The following is a 19,905-nucleotide window of genomic DNA, read 5'->3' as shown; positions in this document are numbered from 1 at the left end:
CGCAGCTGATATATTCTAATCGATTTAAATTTTCCAGTGCCATGCTGTCACATCGAGGACCAATCGCTGGATATTGATTGGGTCCACCTGTGCGCTTGACACTGGCGCTACCTGGAGGCTTGTCGGTGAACGAAGACTCCAGAAGCTTTCGCAGTTGCAGCATAGAACGTGAATGTGACGAAAGCTAATGCGTGTCGCCCGGAAGTGTCCTCGGTTGCGGGATAACGACACGCATAAAATCAGAAGCTTACAGCAGGTCGGCGAATCCTATTCGGCGCGACATGCTGTAAGGAGAAATCGGCGCTGTATCCGTCGCGGCACCGGCCGGACTGTCAGCCCTCTCGTGCAGCTGCGCGATGAACCCAAGGAGCGGTAAACGCATGCGTCTGGAAAACAAGGTCGCCATTATCACCGGTGCGGCATCAGGCTTCGGCGAAGGCATGGCCAAGCGCTTCGCGCAAGAGGGCGCCAGGGTCGTTGTCGCCGATCTCAACGCCAAGGGGGCGGAACGCGTCGCAGGCGAGATCGGCGACGCGGCGATCTGGACGCAGACCGATGTTTCGCTGCGCTCCGAGTTCGACGAGATGGTCTATGCGGCCAAAAGCGCCTTCGGCCGCATCGACATCATGGTCAACAATGCCGGGTTCACCCATCGTAATGGCGACATGCTCAAGGTCGACGAGGAAACCTTCGACCTGATCACATCAGTCAACATGAAGGCGATCTATCACGCTGCGCTTGCCGTCGTGCCGATCATGGAGCGGCAGGGCGGCGGCGTCATCCTGACCACGGCGTCCACCGCTGGCCTGCGGCCTCGGCCCGGCCTCACCTGGTACAATGCCTCGAAGGGCTGGGCGATCACCGCCACCAAGTCGATGGCGGTGGAACTCGCGCCCAGGAACATCCGCGTCAACTGCCTCTGCCCGGTCGCCGGCGAGACCGGCATGCTGGAGAAATTCATGGGCGCCGACACGCCCGAGATCCGCGAGACATTCCGCGCCTCGGTCCCGCTCGGGCGGCTGTCGACCCCGCTCGATATCGCCAATGCGGCGCTATGGCTGGCTTCGGACGAGGCCGCATTCATCACCGGCGTGGCGCTGGAGGTCGATGGCGGCCGCTGCATCTGAATGCGGCGATGTTCGGATATTACGCGCCGGGCTTGACGTAGCTCTTGTACACCCAGCCGTGCTTGCCGTTGTAGACGATCTCGCACCACTTCTTGCAGCCTATCAGTTGCACTGAAGTCCGGGCAGGAACCGAGCCGACGGGGGTTGCGCCCTTCTTTGGGGCACTGCGCATGGTCACAGTCCTGAGAATGCGGCCGCTGCCCGCTGCCGCCACCTTGCGCGGCTTCGCTTTGGCTGCGTTGTCCTCGTCTTGTGCATTTGCGGGTTTTTGGTCCGCCACTTGCGGCTGCGTCTCCGGAATGGCGGCGGTCTGCGCGCCATCGGGATTGCTGCTGTTCGCAGGTGGGCTCGGCGCGGCAACTTTGGCAAGCTCGTCGGTGGCATCGGTATCAGTAGACGATTGGGCGAATGCTGCCGCTGTTTTGCCAGGCGTCGGCTCAGGCTGCTTGGCTACCTGGCTGGGGGCAGCCGTTTGATCGGGATCTGCTGCCGCGGCAGCAGCCTTCTGCTGTGCCCCGGTCCAGCGAGGATCGTTGGCCGCAAGCGCTTGTATGTTGCCCGCCGCCGCTACCATGGTCGGTGGGACCTGGCTGGACTTGCGCTCTACCCGTGGTGTCACGGCAGCCGCTGTCACCGTAGTTCCCGAAGGGGAAACTTTCGTCGTCTTCACCGGAATGCTCGGAATGCTCTGCTCGGGGCTGGCGACCGCTTGCCTCTCGCTGGTCGGCAATGCCAGCCAGAGTGCCACCGCGGCAACGCCAAGCAGAGCGGCGGTACCGACCGCGGCAATGACCAGGTGCGAGTTCGAACGGACTCCCTGCCAGAATGACGGGCGCATGTCATAGCCGAACTGCATGGCAAAGCGCCGACGTTCCGGAGCACCGAAACTGAAGGGCTCTCTCACTCTCGCCACCTCCATAAGCGGGCCGGTGTTCTTTCGATCAGATATCGCAAATCATGCGTTCGATCAGCATCGGTCCCAAAACGCGGACAGGCCCGCAACAATCCCCGAACAATCGCCCAGACGCGGACCTTTCGCCCGCGATTGTGGCATCAGTACGCCATTATCAAGGATTCTGCGCCTTCGCCGGCAATTCCGCAATGTGTCGCCCGGGCAACAAATGTTACATGGATATTACAATACTACATGAGATCGTGATCGCATGGGATAAGGACCATCCAATCCTGCCTAAAGCACGTCGCGTGGAAACGGACTTATACAACGCGTTTTTAGATCTTGTTTTGATGCGCGTCGTTCTTCCCAGGCAAATCACTTTTGCACGACGCATTAGATCCTGTCCCGCAGCGCAAACCAGTTGAGCGCGAGGAAAAGCAGCGGCGCCCGAAACCGGCGACCGCCAGGAAATGGCGGAATTTTCAATTCCTCGATCAGCTTCAGCCGGTCGCGGTTGCCGGTGACGGTTTCGGCATAGAGTTTGCCGAAGAAGTTGGACAGCATGACGCCGTGACCCGAATAGCCGCCGGCCGAGATCACATTCGGCATCACTTCACGCACGAACGGCTTTCTTGGCACCGTGATCCCAACATAACCGCCCCAGCCGTGGGTGATCTCGACATCGCTCAGCGCCGGATAGAGTTCCGCGATCTGCCGGCGAATATGGATGTGGATATCCTTCGGATCGTTGACGCCATAGATCTCGCGTCCGCCGAACAACAGCCGGCCATCCCTGGATTTGCGGAAATAGCGCACGACGAAACGGGAATCATCGACCGATTCGCCCCCCGGCAACACTTTCGATTCCGACCCCAGCGGCATTGTCGCGCCGATGAAGGATCCGATCGGCATGATGTGCGCGGCACTCACCGGCTCGAGCGTTCCGCCATAGGCATTGACCGCGATCAGGCATTTCTGAGCCGAGATCGTCCCTCTCGGCGTGGAAACCCTGACCTTGCCCCCCGCGGATATGATGCCGGTCGATGGCGTTCCTTCGAACAGGTGCGCGCCGGCTTGTGCCGCCACCCGCGCGGTGCCGATCACCAGCTTCATCGGATGGATATGGCCGGTGCCGGTGTCGCGCGTGCCGCCGAAATAAGCGCTCGAGCCCAGCCGCTCCGCCGTCTCCTTCGCATCCATGAAGGAGATATGCGGGTAGGAGAAACGGCCGGCCATGATCTCGGCATGGGCCTTGTAGTCGTCGATATAGCGCGGCTTGTGCGCAACCGAAAGCTGGCCCGGCATGTAGTCGATATCGATCTGGTGGATGGCCGCGAAGTCAAGCAGGTGGGCTTTGGCCTCTTCGGCAAGGTCGAACAGCGCCTTGGCGCGGGAAAGGCCATATTCGGCCTCCAGATCCTCGGCCCAGGCGCGCTGGCCGGTGCCAAGCTGGCCGCCATTGCGTCCCGAAGCGCCATCGCCGAAGCGATGCGCCTCGATCAGCACCACGTCGGCTCCAGCCTTGGCCAGATAAACCGCTGCAGACAGGCCAGTAAACCCGCCGCCGATGATGACGACATCGCAGATCCGGTCGCCGTCGAGCGCCGGATATTCAGGTCGTTGCCCAGCCGTGTCCTCATACCAGGATCGGCCAGGGGAGATTGGGGATTGATAAGGCATGATGTGGCGAAGACTCGAGGGAGTTTGGAAGGAATAGAAGAGAAGTAGCGAATAAGAAAAAAACCGATATTGTTTCTATTCGCTATTCGCCTCTTCAGACGTTGAGCAGCAGATATTCCCGCTCCCACGGACTGATCACTTCCATGAACGTCTCGAATTCCGCGCGCTTGATCGCGGCATAGGTGGCGGCGAAGGACTTGCCCAGCAACGCGCAGAGTTCCTCGTCGCCTTCGAACAGGTCCACGGCTTCGAGCAGGCTGCGCGGCAGGTCTATCTCGTCCGCGTTGGCGGTTGTCAGCACGGGCGGCTCGGCCTTGACCTTCCTGGTGATGCCGATCAGCCCGCAGGCGAGCGAGGCTGCCAGCGCCAGGTAGGGATTGGCGTCGGAGGACGGAATGCGGTTCTCGACGCGCCGCGCCGCAGGGTCGGAGCGCGGCACCCGGAACGCCGTGGTGCGGTTGTCGTAGCCCCATTTGTTGTTGACGGGAGCCGACGCCGCCTGCGTCAGCCGCCGGTAGGAGTTGACGTAGGGCGCGAACATCACCAACGCGTTCGGCACGTGCTTCTGCATGCCGCCGATGAAATGGAAGAAATCCTCGGTTTCGGAACCATCCTCGGCCGAAAAGATGTTCCTGCCCGTCTTCTTGTCGACGATCGACTGATGGATGTGCATGGCGGAGCCCGGTTGGCCCTGGATCGGCTTGGCCATGAAGGTCGCGTAGATCTCGTGCTTGAGTGCCGCCTCACGGATGGTGCGCTTGAACATGAACACCTGGTCGGCAAGTTCGATCGGGTCGCCATGGCGCAGATTGATCTCGAGCTGGCCGGCGCCCTCTTCGTGGATGAGCGTGTCGATCTCCAGCCCCTGGCTTTCGGAGAAATGGTAGATGTCGTCGATCAGTTCGTCGAACTCGTTGACGCCGGCGATAGAATAGCCGGCGCCGCCGCCGATCGCGCGGCCCGAGCGGCCGACGGGCGGGGTCAACGGATAGTCCGGGTCCGGATTCTTGCGCACGAGGTAGAACTCGATCTCGGGCGCCACGACCGGCTTCAGCCCAAGCCTGTCATAGGCTGCAAGGACGCGCTTCAGCACATTGCGCGGCGTGAACTCGACCGAGCGGCCGTCCTGGTGGACGAGGTCGCAGATCACGGCGGCCGTCGGGTCTTCTTCCCAAGGCACCACGGTCAATGTCGACAAATCCGGCATTAGCTTGAGGTCGCCGTCGTCTTCAGGGTAGTGGAAGCCGTTGCCGTCCTCTGGATAGCCACCGGAAATCGTCGTCATGAAGACGGCCGAAGGCAGCGCCAGCGAAGTGTTGGAGGTGAATTTCTTCGACGGCATCATCTTGCCGCGCGCCACGCCAGCCTGATCGGGTGTGATGCATTCGATATCCTCGATGCCGCGCCATTCCAGCCAATCGCTGACTTCCTTCCAGTTCTTCACACCACGCAGGTTTTTCACAAAGGCAGGCGTGCGCGCCCGTCCTCCGCGGCTCGACGGACGGACTTCCTTTTTTGCAGGCGGCATCATTCACCAGATTGAGTTGCGGATTTCGGAGTATAGCCGTGCCGCGCGATGGAAGGGAAGGGAGCCACCGCCGGCATTTTCCGTTGCAGGTTGAAAACCGCCCGCCGCTCGGCTTAGGTTTGGTGTCTTCCCGCATTCGAGAAGCCGGTGATGCGAACCAGCAGCGAACTGACCACGATCGGCTTCGATGCCGACGACACGCTTTGGCAAAACGAACAATTCTTCCGCATGACGGAGAAGCGCTTTGCCGCCATGCTGGCCGATCATGGCGAGGAGAAGCAGATCTCGGCGCGACTGCTGGAGGCCGAGAGGCGCAACCTTGCGATCTATGGTTTCGGCATTAAAGGATTTACGCTCTCGATGATCGAAACGGCGATCGAGGTCACCGACGGGCGCGTGCCGGCCTCGGTCATATCGGAGATTCTCGACGCCGGTCGCGAGATGCTGGGCCATCCGATCGAGCCCTTGCCCTATGCGCGCGAGACGGTCGAGAAACTCGCCGGCACCTTCCGCTTGGTGCTGATCACCAAGGGCGATTTGTTCGATCAGGAGCGCAAGCTGGCCGGCTCCGGGCTGGGCGATCTGTTCGATGCCGTCGAGATCGTCAGCGACAAGACGGCCGCGACCTATGCGCGCCTCTTCAACCGCCATGGCGACGGCCCGGCGAGGAGCATGATGGTCGGCAATTCGCTGAAGTCGGACGTGGTGCCCGCCATCGAGGCCGGCGGCTGGGGTGTCCATGTCCCGCACGAACTGACCTGGGTGCTCGAACATGTCGAGGCGCCAGTCGCAGAGCCGCGTTTCCGCCAGATATCGGATCTCGGTCAATTGCCGGAACTGATAGAAAGCATCGCGAAGCCAAGCTGATCGCGACTGCGATTATTTGCTTTTTGAATAAATCCGGGCGGAAAACCGCGGCACCACTGTCCCGGAATTGTCTCAGCGGTTGATCAGGCGATCGATCACCGGTTGCAGCCGTTCGGGCGTGATCGGCTTTGCCACCACCACGTCGACGACTTTCGCCAGGCCAAGGCTCTCCGGCGTGCCATTCTTGGTTGAAAGCAGGATCACGGGAGGAAGCGATTTGCCCGAAGTCCGGCGCAACATTTCGATGCCGGGCATCAGATTGTCGCAGTCCTTGTTGTCGGGGCCACCATCGAGGACGATCGCTCCCGGCACCAGCGTCCGCAAGGTTTTCGCTGCGATATCAGGCGGTTCCGAGATTGGTCTGAGCCCGGACCGTTCGACGATTTTCGATACGACGACCCGGTTGATCGGCGATTTCCCGACAACAAGCACCCGCGAGAGATCGCGGATCGTGTTGGTGCTTGAATCCCGGGTCCCCAGATTCACATGTTTTGCGGTCTCGCTCTCGCGGTTCACTGGGCACCCAAGTCGGCCAAGAAGTTCGCCCCCATTTCAATGCAGAGTTGAAATCTGGGCGACAATTGGCGTGAGATCGCACCCTTGTCAAGTTGAAATAAAAGAACCTGGAGGCGTCCTCCACAACAGTGGATTCAAAGCAACAGTACTGTACTGCTCTGTCCATGGCTTGGTTGCGTAAAAATAAAATTCACCTGCGCATTCATTGCGCAGGTGAAAGGCCGCCTAGACGATTTCGGATCAGCCATGGCTCTGTTGCGTGACGATGACCGGGATCAAAAGGTCACCCCAATTGCCGTCACCGCCATGATGCCTTGCGGAGCGCACGAGCTCCACCGAGACGCCCGCCTCCACCGCCTTCATCACCGACTGGTTGAGCCTGTGCAGATCGTTGGCCAGCATGCGGATCGTCGCCTGCTGGTCGACGCTCATCGTGGTCGATTGCTCTTCTGCCCGTTCCTTGACGCGGCTTATCGATGCCATTGGTCGTCTCCCATGTCCTTGCCCTCTCGGGCGTTTCCTCTGTTGGTCGTCTTTTTTGGCGAACTCACTCCGCCGCCGGCTTGAACTGCGCGTGCTCGGTCGACTCATGCATGGCGGTGGTCGATGACCGGCCCCCGGTGATCGCCATCGAGACGGCATCGAAATAGCCGGTGCCGACCTCACGCTGGTGCTTGGTCGCGGTATAGCCATTGGCCTCCGCCGCGAATTCCGCTTCCTGCAACTCGGAATAGGCCGACATCTGCCGCGCCTTGTAGCCGCGGGCGAGTTCGAACATGCCGTAGTTGAGCTGGTGGAAGCCGGCCAGCGTAATGAACTGGAACTTGTAACCCATGGCGCCCAGTTCCCGCTGGAACTTGGCGATCGTCGCGTCATCGAGGTTCTTCTTCCAGTTGAACGACGGCGAGCAATTATAGGCGAGCAGCTTGCCTGGATGGTGCCTGCGCACCCCCTCCGCGAATTTCTTGGCCTGCGCCAGGTCGGGCTTCGAGGTCTCGCACCAGATCAGGTCGGCGTGGGGCGCATAGGCAACGGCCCGTGCGATACAAGGCTCGATGCCGTTCCTGACCTGGTAGAAGCCTTCCACCGTACGGCCGGCATCATAGTCGACAAAGGGCTGGTCGCGCTCATCGATATCGGAGGTGAGCAGCTTTGCCGCTTCCGCGTCGGTGCGCGCCACGACCAGGGTGGGCGTGGCCATCACGTCGGCCGCGAGTCGCGCGGCGTTGAGGTTGCGGATATGCGCCGCGGTCGGGATCAGCACCTTGCCGCCGAGATGGCCGCACTTCTTCTCCGACGCCAGCTGGTCCTCATAGTGGACGCCGGCGGCACCCGCCTCGATGAACGCCTTCATGATCTCGAAGGCGTTGAGCGGGCCGCCGAAGCCGGCTTCCGCGTCGGCGACGATCGGCGCGAACCAGGTCTCGACCGAAAGCCCGTTGCCTTCGGAGGTCTCGATCTGGTCGGCGCGCTGCAGCGTGCGGTTGATGCGCTTGACCAGTTCGGGCGCCGCATTGGCCGGATAGAGCGACTGGTCCGGATACATCGCCGAGGCGGTGTTCGCGTCGGCGGCAACCTGCCAGCCCGACAGATAGATCGCCTTCAGCCCGGCGCGCACCTGCTGCATCGCCTGGTTGCCGGACATGGCGCCCAATGCGTTGACGAAGTCCTCCTCGTGGATGAGCTTCCACAGCCGGTTGGCACCCATTTCGGCAAGGCTCTGCCTGATCTGCACCGAACCTCGCAGCCGCTTCACATCCTCCGGCGAATAGGGACGTTCAATGCCGTTGAAGCGGCCTTCAGGCGCCGACGGGACGAGGTTGTAAAAATCAGTCATTGGTTCGCTCCGAAGGGTTTCTGCACGACGTCCGCGCGCCAGTTGTCGGGGGCACTTCTATGTGACTGAATTTACATTGCGACGCAAAATGAGCCACAAAAATCAGGAAACCTCGCCGGACATAAGGGAAAATCTGTGTTGTGTTTGACAGGAAGGCACTGTAAATTTGTCAATCCTGTAAAGACAAGCAGGCTGGGATCGCGGCTGATGTCGTGTAAATTCCTGTCAAGGATAGTCGATGGCTGATCAGAAGATTTTCGCCGGGCCGCGCATTCGCCGCATCCGCAACGCCAAGGGCCTGACCCAGACGGCAATGGCCGAGGGGCTCGGCATCTCGCCGTCCTATCTCAACCTGATCGAGCGCAACCAGCGGCCGCTGACTGTGCAGTTGATCCTGAAGCTGGCCTCCGTCTACAAGGTCGATCCGCACGACCTTCAGGGCGAGGCAAGGGGATCGGTCGCTGCCCTGAAGGAGGTGTTCACCGATCCGCTGCTGGTTGGCGAACTGCCGGGAGATCAGGAACTGATCGAGCTTGCCGAGGCGGCACCCAATGCCTCCGCCGGGGTGATAAAACTGTTCCGCGCCTATCGCGAGCAGGCCGAGCGGCTGTCCGACATCAACGAGCTTCTGGCGCGCGAGGGTCGGACGACAGCGCTCTCCGGCGCCCGCCTGCCGATCGACGAGGTGCGCGAGGTTTTCGAGCGGCGGCCGAACCATTTTTCCTCGCTCGAGGAAGAGGCCGAGGCGTTCACGTCGGTGCTTGATCCCGGCGACGACCTCTTTGGCGCATTGAAGGCATGGCTGAAGCGCGAATATGGCATTGTGGTCAAGGTTCTGCCGGTCGCCACCATGCCGAACTGGCGCCGCCGCTACGACCGCCACTCGCAGCGCCTGTTCCTGTCCGAGCGCCTGTCACCATTCGACCAGTTGCGTGAAGTCGCGATGGAGGCCTGCCTGATCCGCATGACCGTCGCGATCGCCGGCGAGATCCAGGCGCTGAGGCTGGCCACGGACGAGGCGCGCCGCCTTGCCCGCTTCGAACTCGGCCGCTATGCCGCTCACGCGCTGATGATGCCCTATCAGCCTTTTCACGCGGCGGCCGTTCGCTCACGCTACGACATCGAAGTCCTGCGCTCGCGCTTTGGCGTCTCTTTCGAGCAGGCGGCAAACCGGCTGACCATGCTGCAGCGGCCAGGTGCTTCTGGCGTGCCCTTCTTCATGCTCGAGGTCGACAATGCAGGAAACCGCTTTCGCAAGGCCGGCAGCCAGGGCTTTCCGCAAAGCCGCTTTGGCGGCGGCTGTCCGAAGCTTCCCGTGCATGTCGCCTTCACCCAGCCCGGTCAGGTCTTCGTCGAGGCGGTGGAAATGCCTGATGGCGCCGAGTTCCTGTGCATCGCCCGCACGCTGGAGGGGCCGCAAGGCGCATTCTCCGAACGCCCGCGCCGCACGGCACTGCTACTCGGCTGCGACATCGGCTTTCGCGACGACATCGTCTATGGCGCGGTGCTGCCTGGCGCGGCAGTCGGCGCGAAGGTGGGGGCAGGCACCATCGCGGCGACGCCTGTCGGCCCGGCCTGCCGGCTTTGCGAGCGCGTCGGCTGCCTGGCGCGCGCCGAGCCGCCGGTGACGCGACCCCTCGGCCTCGACGAGATGGTGACCGGCCTGAGTGCGTTCGATTTTCAGTAACGCTGCGGCAAAGGTGCCACAATCGTCGCCGGTCTCTGGATCACCCGCGGCTTAAGTCTTTGCGTTACGTGAACAGAGTAGTTTTTTGTCGTCCCTTGCGCATCGTCCCGTCCACAAAAGCTCGACAGTCGCGCCCATGACAGACACAGCATCATCTCCGACCCTTGTTGCATCGACCGGCCTTGCTACCTCGACAGTCTCGCCGCGCGACGAACGCGTCGGCATGCTTCTGGTCTTCCTGTCGGCGCTGATGTGGAGTTTCGGCGGCACCATCGCTCGCTTCATCAGCGCCGGTGACAGCTGGACGGTTATTTTCTGGCGTTCCGTTTGGGCCGCCGCCTTCCTGCTCTGCTTCATGGTCTGGCGTGACGGCTGGCGCGGCATGGTGAAGTCATTCCGGGACATGGGCTTGCCAGGCATTGCTGTGGGATTCTGCTTCGCCATTGCCTCGACCTCGTTCGTCGTGGCGCTTGCCTATACCACCGTCGCCAACATCCTCTTGATGCAGGCCGGCGTGCCGCTCCTGGCGGCCTTGTTTGCCTGGGCACTGTTTCGCGAAAGAGTAACCGTCGCGACCTGGATGGCCATTGCCGCCGTTATCGCCGGCGTAGCCATCATGGTGTCGGAATCACTGGATGGTGCCGTCTCGCCCATAGGCGATGGACTTGCGTTGCTGATCGCGTTCATGTTCTCGATCGCCACCGTCATCACGCGGCGCTTCTCCAGCGTGCGCATGACGCCGGCGACCTGTCTCGGCACGATCCTGGCGGCGGGCTTGGCTGCCTCGCAAGCCTCGACCTTCATGGTGTCGGCCGGTGACATGTGCTTTCTCTTCGTCTTCGGCATGGTCAATCTCGGCCTTGGCCTTGCTTTCTTCGCCACCGGCGCGCGCCTAATCCCGGCGGCGATCGCGGCACTGCTCGGCACGTTCGAGCCGATCCTGGGACCAATATGGGTCTGGCTCATCCATTCCGAGGTGCCGTCCGGGCGCACCATGATCGGCGGCGCGGTGGTGGTCACGGCGCTGCTTGTCCATATTGGGCTGGAATTCAAGCGCCAGGCACGGCCGCAGCGGGCTGGGGTCACCGGAGTGCCTTCGCCTAATTGATGCCGGCGCCGAAGCTTTGCCCATTGACAATGTCGCTGCCGCCCGGGCAGGCTGGGACTACGGCAACAACAAGACAGGCTTATCTTGCCAAGTCTCCCCGGCGGCTCGATCGAGACCGGACCACATTCTTGTATCTCTCTCCGCGCGGCGGCGAAAGCTTCTGACGGCACCGCAATTCCTTCCCGCCCCGAACGACCGGGTTGCCGCAGGCGGCGTGCCGGATGGCGCTTGTCGGCCTCTGGAAAGCTCAATAGTCTGAAGCAAAATGCCCGGCAGCGCGGCATGTCGCGACGCGCCGGCAATGGAACACTCACCAAAGGAGAATAGCATGATCCGCAAAGCGCTCTGGCTTTCGGCAACCTCGGTATTTCTGGCGCTTTTGACGCCCGCCGGTCACGCCGCGGACCGCGTCGTCAACGTCTTCAACTGGTCGGATTATATCGACAGTTCGATCATCGACGATTTCACCAAGAAAACCGGCATCAAGGTCGTTTACGATACGTTCGATTCCAACGAGATCCTCGAAACCAAACTGCTCGCCGGCGGCAGCGGCTACGACGTCGTTGTGCCGAGCGGCAATTTCCTGGCCCGCCAGATCCAGGCCGGTGTGTTCCAGAAGCTCGACAAGTCGAAGCTGCCGAACCTCTCCAACATGTGGGACACGGTTACGGAGCGCACCGCCAAATACGACCCCGGCAACGAATACTCGGTCAACTACATGTGGGGCACGGTCGGCATCGGCTACAACACCAAGAAAGTGCAGGCAGCGCTCGGCACCGATAAGATCGACAGCTGGGATGCTTTCTTCAATCCGGACAGCCTGGCCAAATTGAAGGATTGCGGCGTCTATGTGCTGGATTCTCCATCCGACATCCTGCCGGCGGCGCTGAAATATCTCGGTCTGGACCCCAACAGCACCTCGCCCGACGATATCGCCAAGGCCGAGGAAGCTCTTCTCAAGGTCCGTCCCTATATCAGGAAGTTCCACTCGTCCGAATACATCAACGCACTTGCCAATGGCGACATCTGCCTGGCGGTCGGCTGGTCGGGTGACGTGTTCCAGGCTCGCAACCGCGCGGTCGAGGCCAAGCAAGGCGTGGAAATCGGCTATTCCGTGCCGAAGGAAGGCGCCCAGATGTGGTTCGATCAGATGGCGATCCCCGCCGATGCGCCGCATGTCGCCGAGGCGCTTGAATTCATCAACTACATGATGACGCCGGAAGTGATCGCGAAATCGTCGAACTATGTCCTTTATGCCAACGGCAACAAGGCATCGCAGCAGTTCGTCGACAAGGCGCTGCTCGACGATCCCTCGGTTTATCCGGACGCCGCGACCTTGCAGAAGCTCTATACCGTCCAGCCTTACGATCCCAAGACGCAGCGCATCATCACGCGCAGCTGGACCAAGATCGTCACCGGCCAGTAGGCAATCCGACGCGACCCCGGCAGCCAACTGCCGGGGTCGATTTCTTTTGGGGAATAAAAAGTACGGAGTGGGGATATGAAATCGCTTGGCAGCATCCGCAGGGACTTCGCGCCATGGAACGACCCGAGGGCCAAGCCATATATTCAGTTCGACGGCGTCACCAAGAGGTTCGGCGACTTCACCGCCGTCAACAATCTGTCGCTGACCATTTTCGAGCGTGAATTCTTCGCGTTGCTCGGCGCCTCGGGTTGCGGAAAGTCGACGCTGCTCAGAATGCTTGCCGGCTTCGAGGAACCGACAGCCGGTCGCATCCTGCTCGATGGTCAGGATCTGCGCGGCATTCCGCCCTATCGCCGGCCGGTCAACATGATGTTCCAGTCCTATGCCCTGTTCCCGCATATGACGGTCGAGAACAACATCGCCTTCGGCCTCAAGCAGGAAGGCATGCCGAAGCCCGATATCGAAAAGCGCGTCGCCGACATGCTGAAGCTGGTCAAGCTCGAGCAGTTCGCCAAGCGCAAGCCGCACCAGCTCTCCGGCGGCCAGCGCCAGCGCGTCGCGCTTGCCCGCTCGGTCGCCAAGCGACCGAAGGTGCTGCTGCTCGACGAGCCGCTCGGCGCGCTCGACAAGAAACTGCGCGAGGAAACCCAGTTCGAACTGATGGATCTGCAGCAGGAGCTTGGTCTCACCTTCGTCGTCGTCACCCATGACCAGGAAGAGGCGATGACGATGGCCGATCGCATCGCCATCATGGACAAGGGCGAGGTGATGCAGGTTGCGACACCGGCGGAGGTTTACGAGGCTCCGACGTCGCGCTTCGTCGCTCATTTCGTCGGCAACGTGAATATGTTCGAGGGCAAGGTTGCCGAGCGCACCGACAAGACAACACGCATCACCGGCGCGACCGGAGCCCAGATCATCGTCGAGAATGGCGCCGCCGCAACAGGCGCCGACATCATCTTCGCCATCAGGCCGGAAAAGATCAGGGTTTCGTCGAAGAAGCCGGCCGATGCCGTCAACGCACTGGAGGGCGAGGTTTACGACATCGCCTATCTCGGCGACATGACCGTCTATCACGTCAGGCTGGATGACGGGCAGATCGTGCGGGCAAGCGCCATGAACGCGGCTCGTGTGACCGAGGATCCGCTGACCTGGAACGACCGTGCCTGGGTGTCCTTCCGGCCCGACGCCGGCGTCGTGCTGGCACGGTAGGGGCGGGCATGTCCAATACCGCCGTCGCCGATGCCGCTGCGCCATCGACTGCCGCCAATCCGTTCCTGACGCGTTTGGGTGCCGGCTTCGTCAGCCGGCTCGTCATCATCGTTCCCTATCTCTGGCTGCTGTTCTTTTTTCTCGTCCCCTTCGTTATCGTCTTCAAGATCTCGCTGTCGCAGACGGCTATCGCCATGCCGCCCTATACGCCGGTGCTCGATTTCAGGGACGGCGTTTCCGGTTTCTTCGCCGGCTTTCGCGACCTCAACTTCGACAATTATGTCTGGCTGACGCAGGACGCACTCTATTTCAAGGCCTACCTCACCAGCGTCGTCATCGCTGCCATCTCCACGGGGTTGACCTTGCTGGTTGGCTATCCCATCGCCTATGGCATGGCGCGCGCTCCGGCCACGATCCGCCCGACATTGCTGATGCTGGTCATCCTGCCGTTCTGGACGTCGTTCCTGATCCGCGTCTATGCCTGGATCGGTATTCTGAAGCCCGAGGGCCTGCTCAACCAGTTGCTCTTGTCGCTGCACGTCATCAATCAGCCGCTGGTGATCCTCAACACCTACACGGCCATCTTCATCGGCATCGTCTATTCCTACCTGCCGTTCATGGTGCTACCGCTTTATTCGTCGCTGGAAAAGATGGACTACTCCCTGATCGAGGCGGCCAAGGATCTCGGCTGTCCGCCGACCGCTGCCTTCTGGAAGATCACCTTTCCGCTGTCGCTGCCCGGCGTCATTGCCGGCTGCCTGCTGGTGTTCATCCCGGCCGTCGGCGAATTCGTCATCCCCGACCTGCTCGGCGGCTCGCAGACGCTGATGATCGGCAAGACGCTGTGGAACGAGTTCTTCGCCAATCGTGACTGGCCGGTGTCGTCGGCCGTTGCCGTCATCCTGCTGTTGCTGCTGATCGTACCGATCGTCTTGTTCCAGCATGCCCAGGCCCGCGCGCAGGAGCAGGGCAAATGAACACCACCTGGAGCCGCTTCAACATCACGTCGATCACGCTCGGTTTTGCCTTTCTCTATCTGCCGATCGTGCTGCTCGTCGTCTTCTCCTTCAACGAGTCCAAGCTCGTCACAGTCTGGGGCGGCTTTTCCACCAAATGGTACGTATCGCTGTTCCACAATCAGGGCCTGATGGACGCCGCGTGGGTGACCATCCGCGTCGGTCTGATTTCAGCGACGGTGGCCACGGTTCTCGGCACCATGGGGGCCCTGGCGCTGACCCGCTACACACGCTTCCGGGGCAGGGTCCTGTTCTCCGGCATGATCTTCGCACCATTGGTCATGCCTGATGTCATTACCGGCCTGTCGCTGCTCCTGCTGTTTGTCGCCATCGGCATGGATCGCGGCATGACGACCGTGATCCTCGCGCATATCACCTTCACAATGTGCTTTGTCGCGGTGGTCGTGCAGTCGCGGCTTGTCAGCTTCGATCGCTCGCTGGAAGAAGCCGCCATGGATCTTGGCGCACCGCCTGTGAAGACCTTCTTCCAGATCACGCTGCCAGTCATTCTGCCGGCGATCGTGTCCGGCTGGATGCTGGCCTTCACGCTGTCACTGGACGACCTGGTCATCGCCAGCTTTGCTTCGGGCCCTGGCGCCACCACGCTGCCGATGAAGATCTACAGCCAGGTCCGCCTCGGCGTGACGCCGGAGATCAATGCCGCCTGCACCCTCCTGATCGCGATCGTCACGGTTGGCGTGATCATCGCTTCGGTCGCCAACAAGCGGCGCGAGGTGCAGCGGCAGCTTGATGAGCGGGCCGCGCAACGCGGTTAGGAGCGGCGCTTCGGGCGCAAGGCGTTATTCGCCCGAAACGCCACGGCTGATGGGTGAAATGAACGGCGTGCTCCACGTTCCGCCGACGAAAAACGACGACTGGTTGGGCCCCTGCTGGCCGTTCTTTTGTGTTGCTGGCTGATCCGGCTGGATGACGCCGCCCGACAGCGCCAGTCCGCGTCCTGCGTAGGATGCGATGCCGGAAAGCCAGATCTTGTATTTCGCCGAATTGGCCTCCGCCTTGTCGAGTCTCGCCACGCCTCTTGAAATGGTTGCCTTCACTTCGGCGCCATCGATGGGCAGCGTCCCGTCCGAGACATCGTCGAGCGCGAAGAAGCCGCCTTGCTCGGTATGCTTGAGAAAGGCCGGCAGGTTGAACTTGCTGAGCGCGCCAGGGCCGAAGGTCGCCGAGACCGAGCCGTCGGCGTTTTCAAAGATCGAATCCCAGGTCCTTCCCGGTCCCTTGAGGATGACCGAAACGGTGCCGGTGCCGACCGGCACCAGCCGGGTCATCCCGGCCGCGGTACCGAACGCGCCACCATCGACGTCGGAGGCCAGCAGCCGGATTTCGACCTGGGTGCCCTCGGGTTTACGGTCGAAACGAAGGCTGGTCTGGATGTTGCCGCCAAAAGCCGAGGCGTCGGAGATGTCGAAGACGGAAAGACCGTCCTTGACCTGGGCGGTGGCCGCGACATCGGCAAGCTGGATACTCCCCGCCGTGGCACGGGCCGCCGACAGCCTGAGATCTAGATTGACCCGATCGGCGAAACTCGTGTCGACCTGACCCGGCTCGCCGCTGCTCGCCGGTCCCAGCGACGTGAAGGCGGACAGAAACGACCTGAGGTCGAGCGTGTCGAAGGCAAGTGTGCCCGAGATCACCGGTTGCGTCTCGCCAAGCGCCAGGTCCAGCGCGCCCATGCCCGGGTTGTTGTCCAGCGCCAGCGCCGTGTTTTCAAATTTGACGCGGCCGGCCGACGCCGTGACCTTGCTCGAAATGCTGACCGAGCCGATCGCCGCGCTCGGCGCGATGCCGGCCTGCGACCATTCCAGCACGCGGCGCAGCGAGGGCGCCGCGAATTTCACCTGGCCATCGAAATAGGCTTTTTCGGACATGTTGGCCGTGCCGTCGAAGGAGAAGGTGGCGGGCGCTGCCTTGAAGGACAAAGTGAGGGGTGCCATGCCCCCGGCAAACAGCACCAGGGGTCTCGGCGAGGCGGCATCCACGGTCACGCTTTCGCCGCGCCAGATCCCGGTCGCGGACAATGTCGCATTGCTGTTCATCGCCGCCCAAGTAGCCTGGCCGCTAAGACTGCTCAGGATCTCCACATCCTTGCCTTTGACGGACGCCACCATGCGGCCATCCCTGAACTCCACGGTTCCGAAAGTGTCGTCCGGCAGCTTGTCCAGGTCGGGCTTGGCGGGGTCCGCGTTGACCAGGCCACGGGCCGCGTCGATGGAGCGCGCGATGCGCCCGCCGGTCGGCGCCGTGGGCAGGAATAGCCCGCCCGCCGTGCGCTGCACCCGGATCGTCGGCCGCACCAGCCGTGCCGTGGAAAACACCACATCGCCCTGCAACGCCGCCATGGCCGAGAGGTCGACCTCGACCCGTTCGGCTTCGACGACGGGCGGCGCATCGGCATCCGTCCACTTCGACAGCGTCACATCGGTCAGGATCGCGCGGAATTTCGGCCAGACCTCGATGCGCGGCGACCCCTCGATGGCAACCCGAAAGCCGCTCCAGGCGCTCAATTCCCAGGCGATGCGGTCACGCACGATCCGCGTCGAGGCAATCAGCGGCAGGGCCGCGACCACCAGAGCGATGACGATCGCGGCAGCGCCGATCGCCCATACTCCGCGGCGGATCAAGGATGATGGCATATAGCCCCGTATGCTTCCATTCCGACAAAAACGATCGTCCGACGGGTGTAACCCCTGTCGTCACTACGACTTAGGGCTGACGCATTTCAAGTCTTTATGGCCCGGCGATGGCATTTGCGCACACCTGACCGCGTCAGCCCAACAAAATCTTGCTCTGCTGCGCTGCGATATGCATAAGCGATGACGACCTTGGGAGGATCGATCATGGCTGGCGAAGTACCGCTCTGGACCCCGACGCAAGACCGGATCGATGCCTCGCCCTTGACCGTCTTCATGAAGGTTGCGGCAGCGAATACCGGCAGTCCATTTTCATCCTACGCCGACCTTCACCGCTGGTCGGTCGAGAACCGGGAATCTTTCTGGGATCTTGTCTGGGATTTCTGCGGTCTTGAAGGCGACAAGGGCGAACGACTGCTGCTCGATGGCGAGAAGATGCCCGGCGCTTCTTTCTTCTCCGACGCGTCGCTGAATTTCGCCGAGAACCTTCTGAAAAAAACCGGTGCCGGCGAGGCAATCGTCTTCCGCGGCGAGGACAAGGTCGAGAGGCGGCTGTCGTGGAACGAACTGCACGGCCTGGTCTCGCGCCTGCAGCAGCTCTTCCTGTCGCTCAAGGTGAAGAAGGGTGACCGTATCGCTGCGATGATACCCAACATGCCCGAAGCCGTCGCCGCCATGCTGGCCGCCGCCTCGATCGGTGCGGTGTGGTCATCCTGTTCTCCCGATTTCGGCGAGCAGGGCGTGCTCGACCGGTTCGGCCAGATCGAACCTGTCATCTTCATCGCGCCAGACGGCTATTGGTACAATGGCAAGGCGATCGAGGTCGCCGACAAGGTCAAGGCGGTCGCGGCCAAGCTCGGCAGCGTCCGCAAGGTCCTGCTCGTCGACTATCTCGGCACCTCCGCCGATGTTGCTGATACCATCGACAAGGCGGTGGCGATGGAGGAGGCGCTGTCGCCCTTCGCCGTCAAACCCGTCATCTTCGAGCGGCTGCCATTTTCGCATCCGCTCTACATCCTGTTTTCGTCCGGCACCACCGGCATTCCCAAATGCATCGTCCATTCGGCCGGCGGCACGCTGATCCAGCATGTCAAGGAACACCGGCTGCATGCCGGCCTCGGCGACGGCGACCGCTTCTTCTATTTCACGACCTGCGGCTGGATGATGTGGAACTGGCTGGTATCGGGTCTGGCCTCCGGCGCCACGCTGCTGCTTTATGACGGCTCTCCCTTCCACCCCGACGGCAACGTGCTGTTCGATTTCGCCGATGCCGAGAAGATGACCTTCTTCGGCACGTCGGCCAAGTTCATCGATTCCGTGCGCAAGGCCGGCCTCAAGCCGATCCGCAGCCATGATCTGTCGACGGTGCGCGCCATCTCCTCCACCGGGTCGCCGCTTTCCCCCGAGGATTTCCGCTTCGTCTATGACGGCATCAAGAAGGACGTGCATCTGGCCTCGGTTTCCGGAGGCACGGACATCGTCTCCTGCTTCGTCCTCGGCGTGCCGATCGAGCCGGTCTGGACCGGGGAGATACAGGGGCCGGGCCTCGGCCTCGCCGTCGATGTCTGGGACGATGACGGCAAGCCGGTCAGGCAGGAGAAGGGAGAACTGGTTTGCACCAGGGCTTTCCCGTCCATGCCGATCGGCTTCTGGAACGATCCCGACGGCAAGAAATACCAGGCGGCCTATTTCGAGCGTTTCGACAATGTCTGGTGTCATGGCGATTTCGCCGAATGGACCGATCATGGTGGCATGGTCATCCACGGCCGCTCGGACGCGACGCTCAATCCAGGTGGCGTGCGCATCGGCACGGCGGAAATCTACAATCAGGTCGAACAGATGCCGGAAATCCTGGAAGCGCTGTGCATCGGCCAGGATTTCGACAATGACGTGCGCGTCGTGCTGTTCGTGCGGCTGGCCGCGGGTGTCCAATTGGACGAAGACCTGGAAAAACGCATCCGCGCCAAGATACGCAGCGGCGCCAGCCCTCGCCACGTTCCGGCCAGAATCGTCGCCGTATCGGATATCCCCCGCACCAAGTCGGGCAAGATCACCGAACTCGCCGTGCGCGACGTCGTGCACGGCCGTGCCATCAAAAATAGGGAAGCGCTCGCCAACCCGGAAGCGCTGGAACTGTTCAGGAACCTGCCGCAACTCGCCGAGTGACCGGCATGGTTAACGAAATATGTCGCGCGAATTTACCTAGATTTCACGAGTGGTACACATTCGTAAATTTTTTGGCGACCCGGTAAGGACTTGTTAAGGCCCGGCGTCGATAGTCGGATGTAACTTGAGGGAGAAATCCCGTTCCTCAGCCCCCGAGGATCTGAATTCAGCTCAAGCCCCCGTTGTGAC

Annotated in this window: 16 protein-coding genes; 9 read left to right on the top strand and 7 right to left on the bottom strand. The window is 61.7% G+C overall.

Translation table 11 applies throughout. The annotated features are described in order from the left end of the window. Positions 1–380: 380 nt before the first annotated feature. On the top strand, positions 381–1,127 hold the full coding sequence (locus FJ492_RS14275) for an SDR family oxidoreductase (RefSeq protein WP_140504706.1): 747 nt from the start codon (positions 381–383) through the stop codon (positions 1,125–1,127). A gap of 19 nt (positions 1,128–1,146) precedes the next feature. Here FJ492_RS14275 and FJ492_RS14270 read toward each other — a convergent pair whose 3' ends face one another. From FJ492_RS14270 to FJ492_RS14260, 3 genes are all read right to left on the bottom strand, one after another. Beyond that, the gene (locus FJ492_RS14270; RefSeq protein WP_140770498.1) at positions 1,147–2,031 is read right to left on the bottom strand and encodes an SH3 domain-containing protein; all 885 of its coding nucleotides are present in this window, start codon (positions 2,029–2,031) and stop codon (positions 1,147–1,149) included. A 384-nt stretch (positions 2,032–2,415) separates the two neighbouring features. Next, positions 2,416–3,702: an FAD-binding oxidoreductase gene (locus tag FJ492_RS14265; protein ID WP_140770495.1), complete on the bottom strand. Its 1,287-nt coding sequence runs from the start codon at positions 3,700–3,702 to the stop codon at positions 2,416–2,418. Between the two features lie 94 nt (positions 3,703–3,796). Next, positions 3,797–5,233 (bottom strand): glutamine synthetase family protein, encoded by a 1,437-nt coding sequence (locus tag FJ492_RS14260; RefSeq protein WP_181166661.1) that lies wholly within the window; start codon positions 5,231–5,233, stop codon positions 3,797–3,799. 147 nt (positions 5,234–5,380) lie between these two features. Between FJ492_RS14260 and FJ492_RS14255 the strand changes: the two genes are divergently transcribed. Further along, a complete protein-coding gene (locus FJ492_RS14255) occupies positions 5,381–6,097 on the top strand; it encodes an HAD family hydrolase (protein WP_140504700.1) in 717 nt (238 codons plus the stop codon). 72 nt (positions 6,098–6,169) lie between these two features. On the opposite strand, the gene FJ492_RS14250 is transcribed toward FJ492_RS14255, so the two are convergent. From FJ492_RS14250 to aceA, 3 genes are all read right to left on the bottom strand, one after another. Continuing rightward, positions 6,170–6,583, bottom strand: a complete 414-nt coding sequence (locus FJ492_RS14250) for a response regulator (protein WP_246672679.1) — start codon at positions 6,581–6,583, stop codon at positions 6,170–6,172. A gap of 270 nt (positions 6,584–6,853) precedes the next feature. Then, entirely contained in the window at positions 6,854–7,096 is a 243-nt protein-coding gene (locus tag FJ492_RS14245; RefSeq protein WP_006202762.1) for a hypothetical protein, read from the bottom strand. 64 nt (positions 7,097–7,160) lie between these two features. Beyond that, positions 7,161–8,450 carry an isocitrate lyase gene (gene aceA / locus FJ492_RS14240; RefSeq protein ID WP_140504696.1) on the bottom strand — a complete coding sequence of 430 codons (1,290 nt, stop codon included), beginning with the start codon at positions 8,448–8,450 and terminating at the stop codon, positions 7,161–7,163. Between the two features lie 238 nt (positions 8,451–8,688). On the opposite strand from aceA, the gene FJ492_RS14235 reads away from it, so the two are divergent. The 6 genes from FJ492_RS14235 (at position 8,689) to FJ492_RS14210 (ending at position 15,675) form a co-directional block, all read left to right on the top strand. Continuing rightward, positions 8,689–10,137 carry an XRE family transcriptional regulator gene (locus FJ492_RS14235; RefSeq protein WP_140770492.1) on the top strand — a complete coding sequence of 483 codons (1,449 nt, stop codon included), beginning with the start codon at positions 8,689–8,691 and terminating at the stop codon, positions 10,135–10,137. A 136-nt stretch (positions 10,138–10,273) separates the two neighbouring features. Further along, positions 10,274–11,245: a DMT family transporter gene (locus FJ492_RS14230; protein ID WP_140504693.1), complete on the top strand. Its 972-nt coding sequence runs from the start codon at positions 10,274–10,276 to the stop codon at positions 11,243–11,245. 328 nt (positions 11,246–11,573) lie between these two features. Beyond that, positions 11,574–12,671, top strand: coding sequence for a polyamine ABC transporter substrate-binding protein (locus FJ492_RS14225; RefSeq protein ID WP_140770489.1), 1,098 nt, complete (start codon positions 11,574–11,576; stop codon positions 12,669–12,671). Positions 12,672–12,746: 75 nt separating this feature from the next. Next, complete coding sequence (locus tag FJ492_RS14220) at positions 12,747–13,883, top strand: ABC transporter ATP-binding protein (RefSeq protein ID WP_140770486.1); 1,137 nt, start codon at positions 12,747–12,749, stop codon at positions 13,881–13,883. 8 nt (positions 13,884–13,891) lie between these two features. Beyond that, on the top strand, positions 13,892–14,860 hold the full coding sequence (locus FJ492_RS14215; protein ID WP_140770484.1) for an ABC transporter permease subunit: 969 nt from the start codon (positions 13,892–13,894) through the stop codon (positions 14,858–14,860). Further along, positions 14,857–15,675, top strand: coding sequence for an ABC transporter permease subunit (locus FJ492_RS14210; protein ID WP_015316315.1), 819 nt, complete (start codon positions 14,857–14,859; stop codon positions 15,673–15,675). The genes FJ492_RS14215 and FJ492_RS14210 overlap by 4 nt, the downstream gene beginning before the upstream one ends. Positions 15,676–15,699: 24 nt before the next feature. On the opposite strand, the gene FJ492_RS14205 is transcribed toward FJ492_RS14210, so the two are convergent. Further along, positions 15,700–17,553 carry an AsmA family protein gene (locus FJ492_RS14205; RefSeq protein WP_140770481.1) on the bottom strand — a complete coding sequence of 618 codons (1,854 nt, stop codon included), beginning with the start codon at positions 17,551–17,553 and terminating at the stop codon, positions 15,700–15,702. Between the two features lie 204 nt (positions 17,554–17,757). Between FJ492_RS14205 and FJ492_RS14200 the strand changes: the two genes are divergently transcribed. Next, on the top strand, positions 17,758–19,716 hold the full coding sequence (locus FJ492_RS14200; RefSeq protein WP_140770479.1) for an acetoacetate--CoA ligase: 1,959 nt from the start codon (positions 17,758–17,760) through the stop codon (positions 19,714–19,716). Positions 19,717–19,905: the final 189 nt, after the last annotated feature.

The organism is Mesorhizobium sp. B2-5-4, from assembly GCF_006441095.1.
Lineage (GTDB): Bacteria > Pseudomonadota > Alphaproteobacteria > Rhizobiales > Rhizobiaceae > Mesorhizobium > Mesorhizobium salmacidum.
The sequence above is the reverse complement of the archived record's forward strand: the minus strand, read 5'-3'. Positions and strand labels throughout refer to the sequence as shown.

What these genes read in the sequence shown, in the direction of transcription:
- FJ492_RS14215 (WP_140770484.1), top strand. Translation starts at nt 13,892, where the DNA reads ATGTCCAATACCGCCGTCGCCGATGCCGCTGCGCCATCGACTGCCGCC.
- FJ492_RS14225 (WP_140770489.1), top strand. Translation starts at nt 11,574, where the DNA reads ATGATCCGCAAAGCGCTCTGGCTTTCGGCAACCTCGGTATTTCTGGCG.
- FJ492_RS14220 (WP_140770486.1), top strand. Translation starts at nt 12,747, where the DNA reads ATGAAATCGCTTGGCAGCATCCGCAGGGACTTCGCGCCATGGAACGAC.
- aceA (WP_140504696.1), bottom strand. Translation starts at nt 8,450, where the DNA reads ATGACTGATTTTTACAACCTCGTCCCGTCGGCGCCTGAAGGCCGCTTC.
- FJ492_RS14265 (WP_140770495.1), bottom strand. Translation starts at nt 3,702, where the DNA reads ATGCCTTATCAATCCCCAATCTCCCCTGGCCGATCCTGGTATGAGGAC.
- FJ492_RS14210 (WP_015316315.1), top strand. Translation starts at nt 14,857, where the DNA reads ATGAACACCACCTGGAGCCGCTTCAACATCACGTCGATCACGCTCGGT.
- FJ492_RS14245 (WP_006202762.1), bottom strand. Translation starts at nt 7,096, where the DNA reads ATGGCATCGATAAGCCGCGTCAAGGAACGGGCAGAAGAGCAATCGACC.
- FJ492_RS14255 (WP_140504700.1), top strand. Translation starts at nt 5,381, where the DNA reads ATGCGAACCAGCAGCGAACTGACCACGATCGGCTTCGATGCCGACGAC.
- FJ492_RS14260 (WP_181166661.1), bottom strand. Translation starts at nt 5,233, where the DNA reads ATGATGCCGCCTGCAAAAAAGGAAGTCCGTCCGTCGAGCCGCGGAGGA.
- FJ492_RS14230 (WP_140504693.1), top strand. Translation starts at nt 10,274, where the DNA reads ATGACAGACACAGCATCATCTCCGACCCTTGTTGCATCGACCGGCCTT.
- FJ492_RS14235 (WP_140770492.1), top strand. Translation starts at nt 8,689, where the DNA reads ATGGCTGATCAGAAGATTTTCGCCGGGCCGCGCATTCGCCGCATCCGC.
- FJ492_RS14200 (WP_140770479.1), top strand. Translation starts at nt 17,758, where the DNA reads ATGGCTGGCGAAGTACCGCTCTGGACCCCGACGCAAGACCGGATCGAT.
- FJ492_RS14275 (WP_140504706.1), top strand. Translation starts at nt 381, where the DNA reads ATGCGTCTGGAAAACAAGGTCGCCATTATCACCGGTGCGGCATCAGGC.
- FJ492_RS14205 (WP_140770481.1), bottom strand. Translation starts at nt 17,553, where the DNA reads ATGCCATCATCCTTGATCCGCCGCGGAGTATGGGCGATCGGCGCTGCC.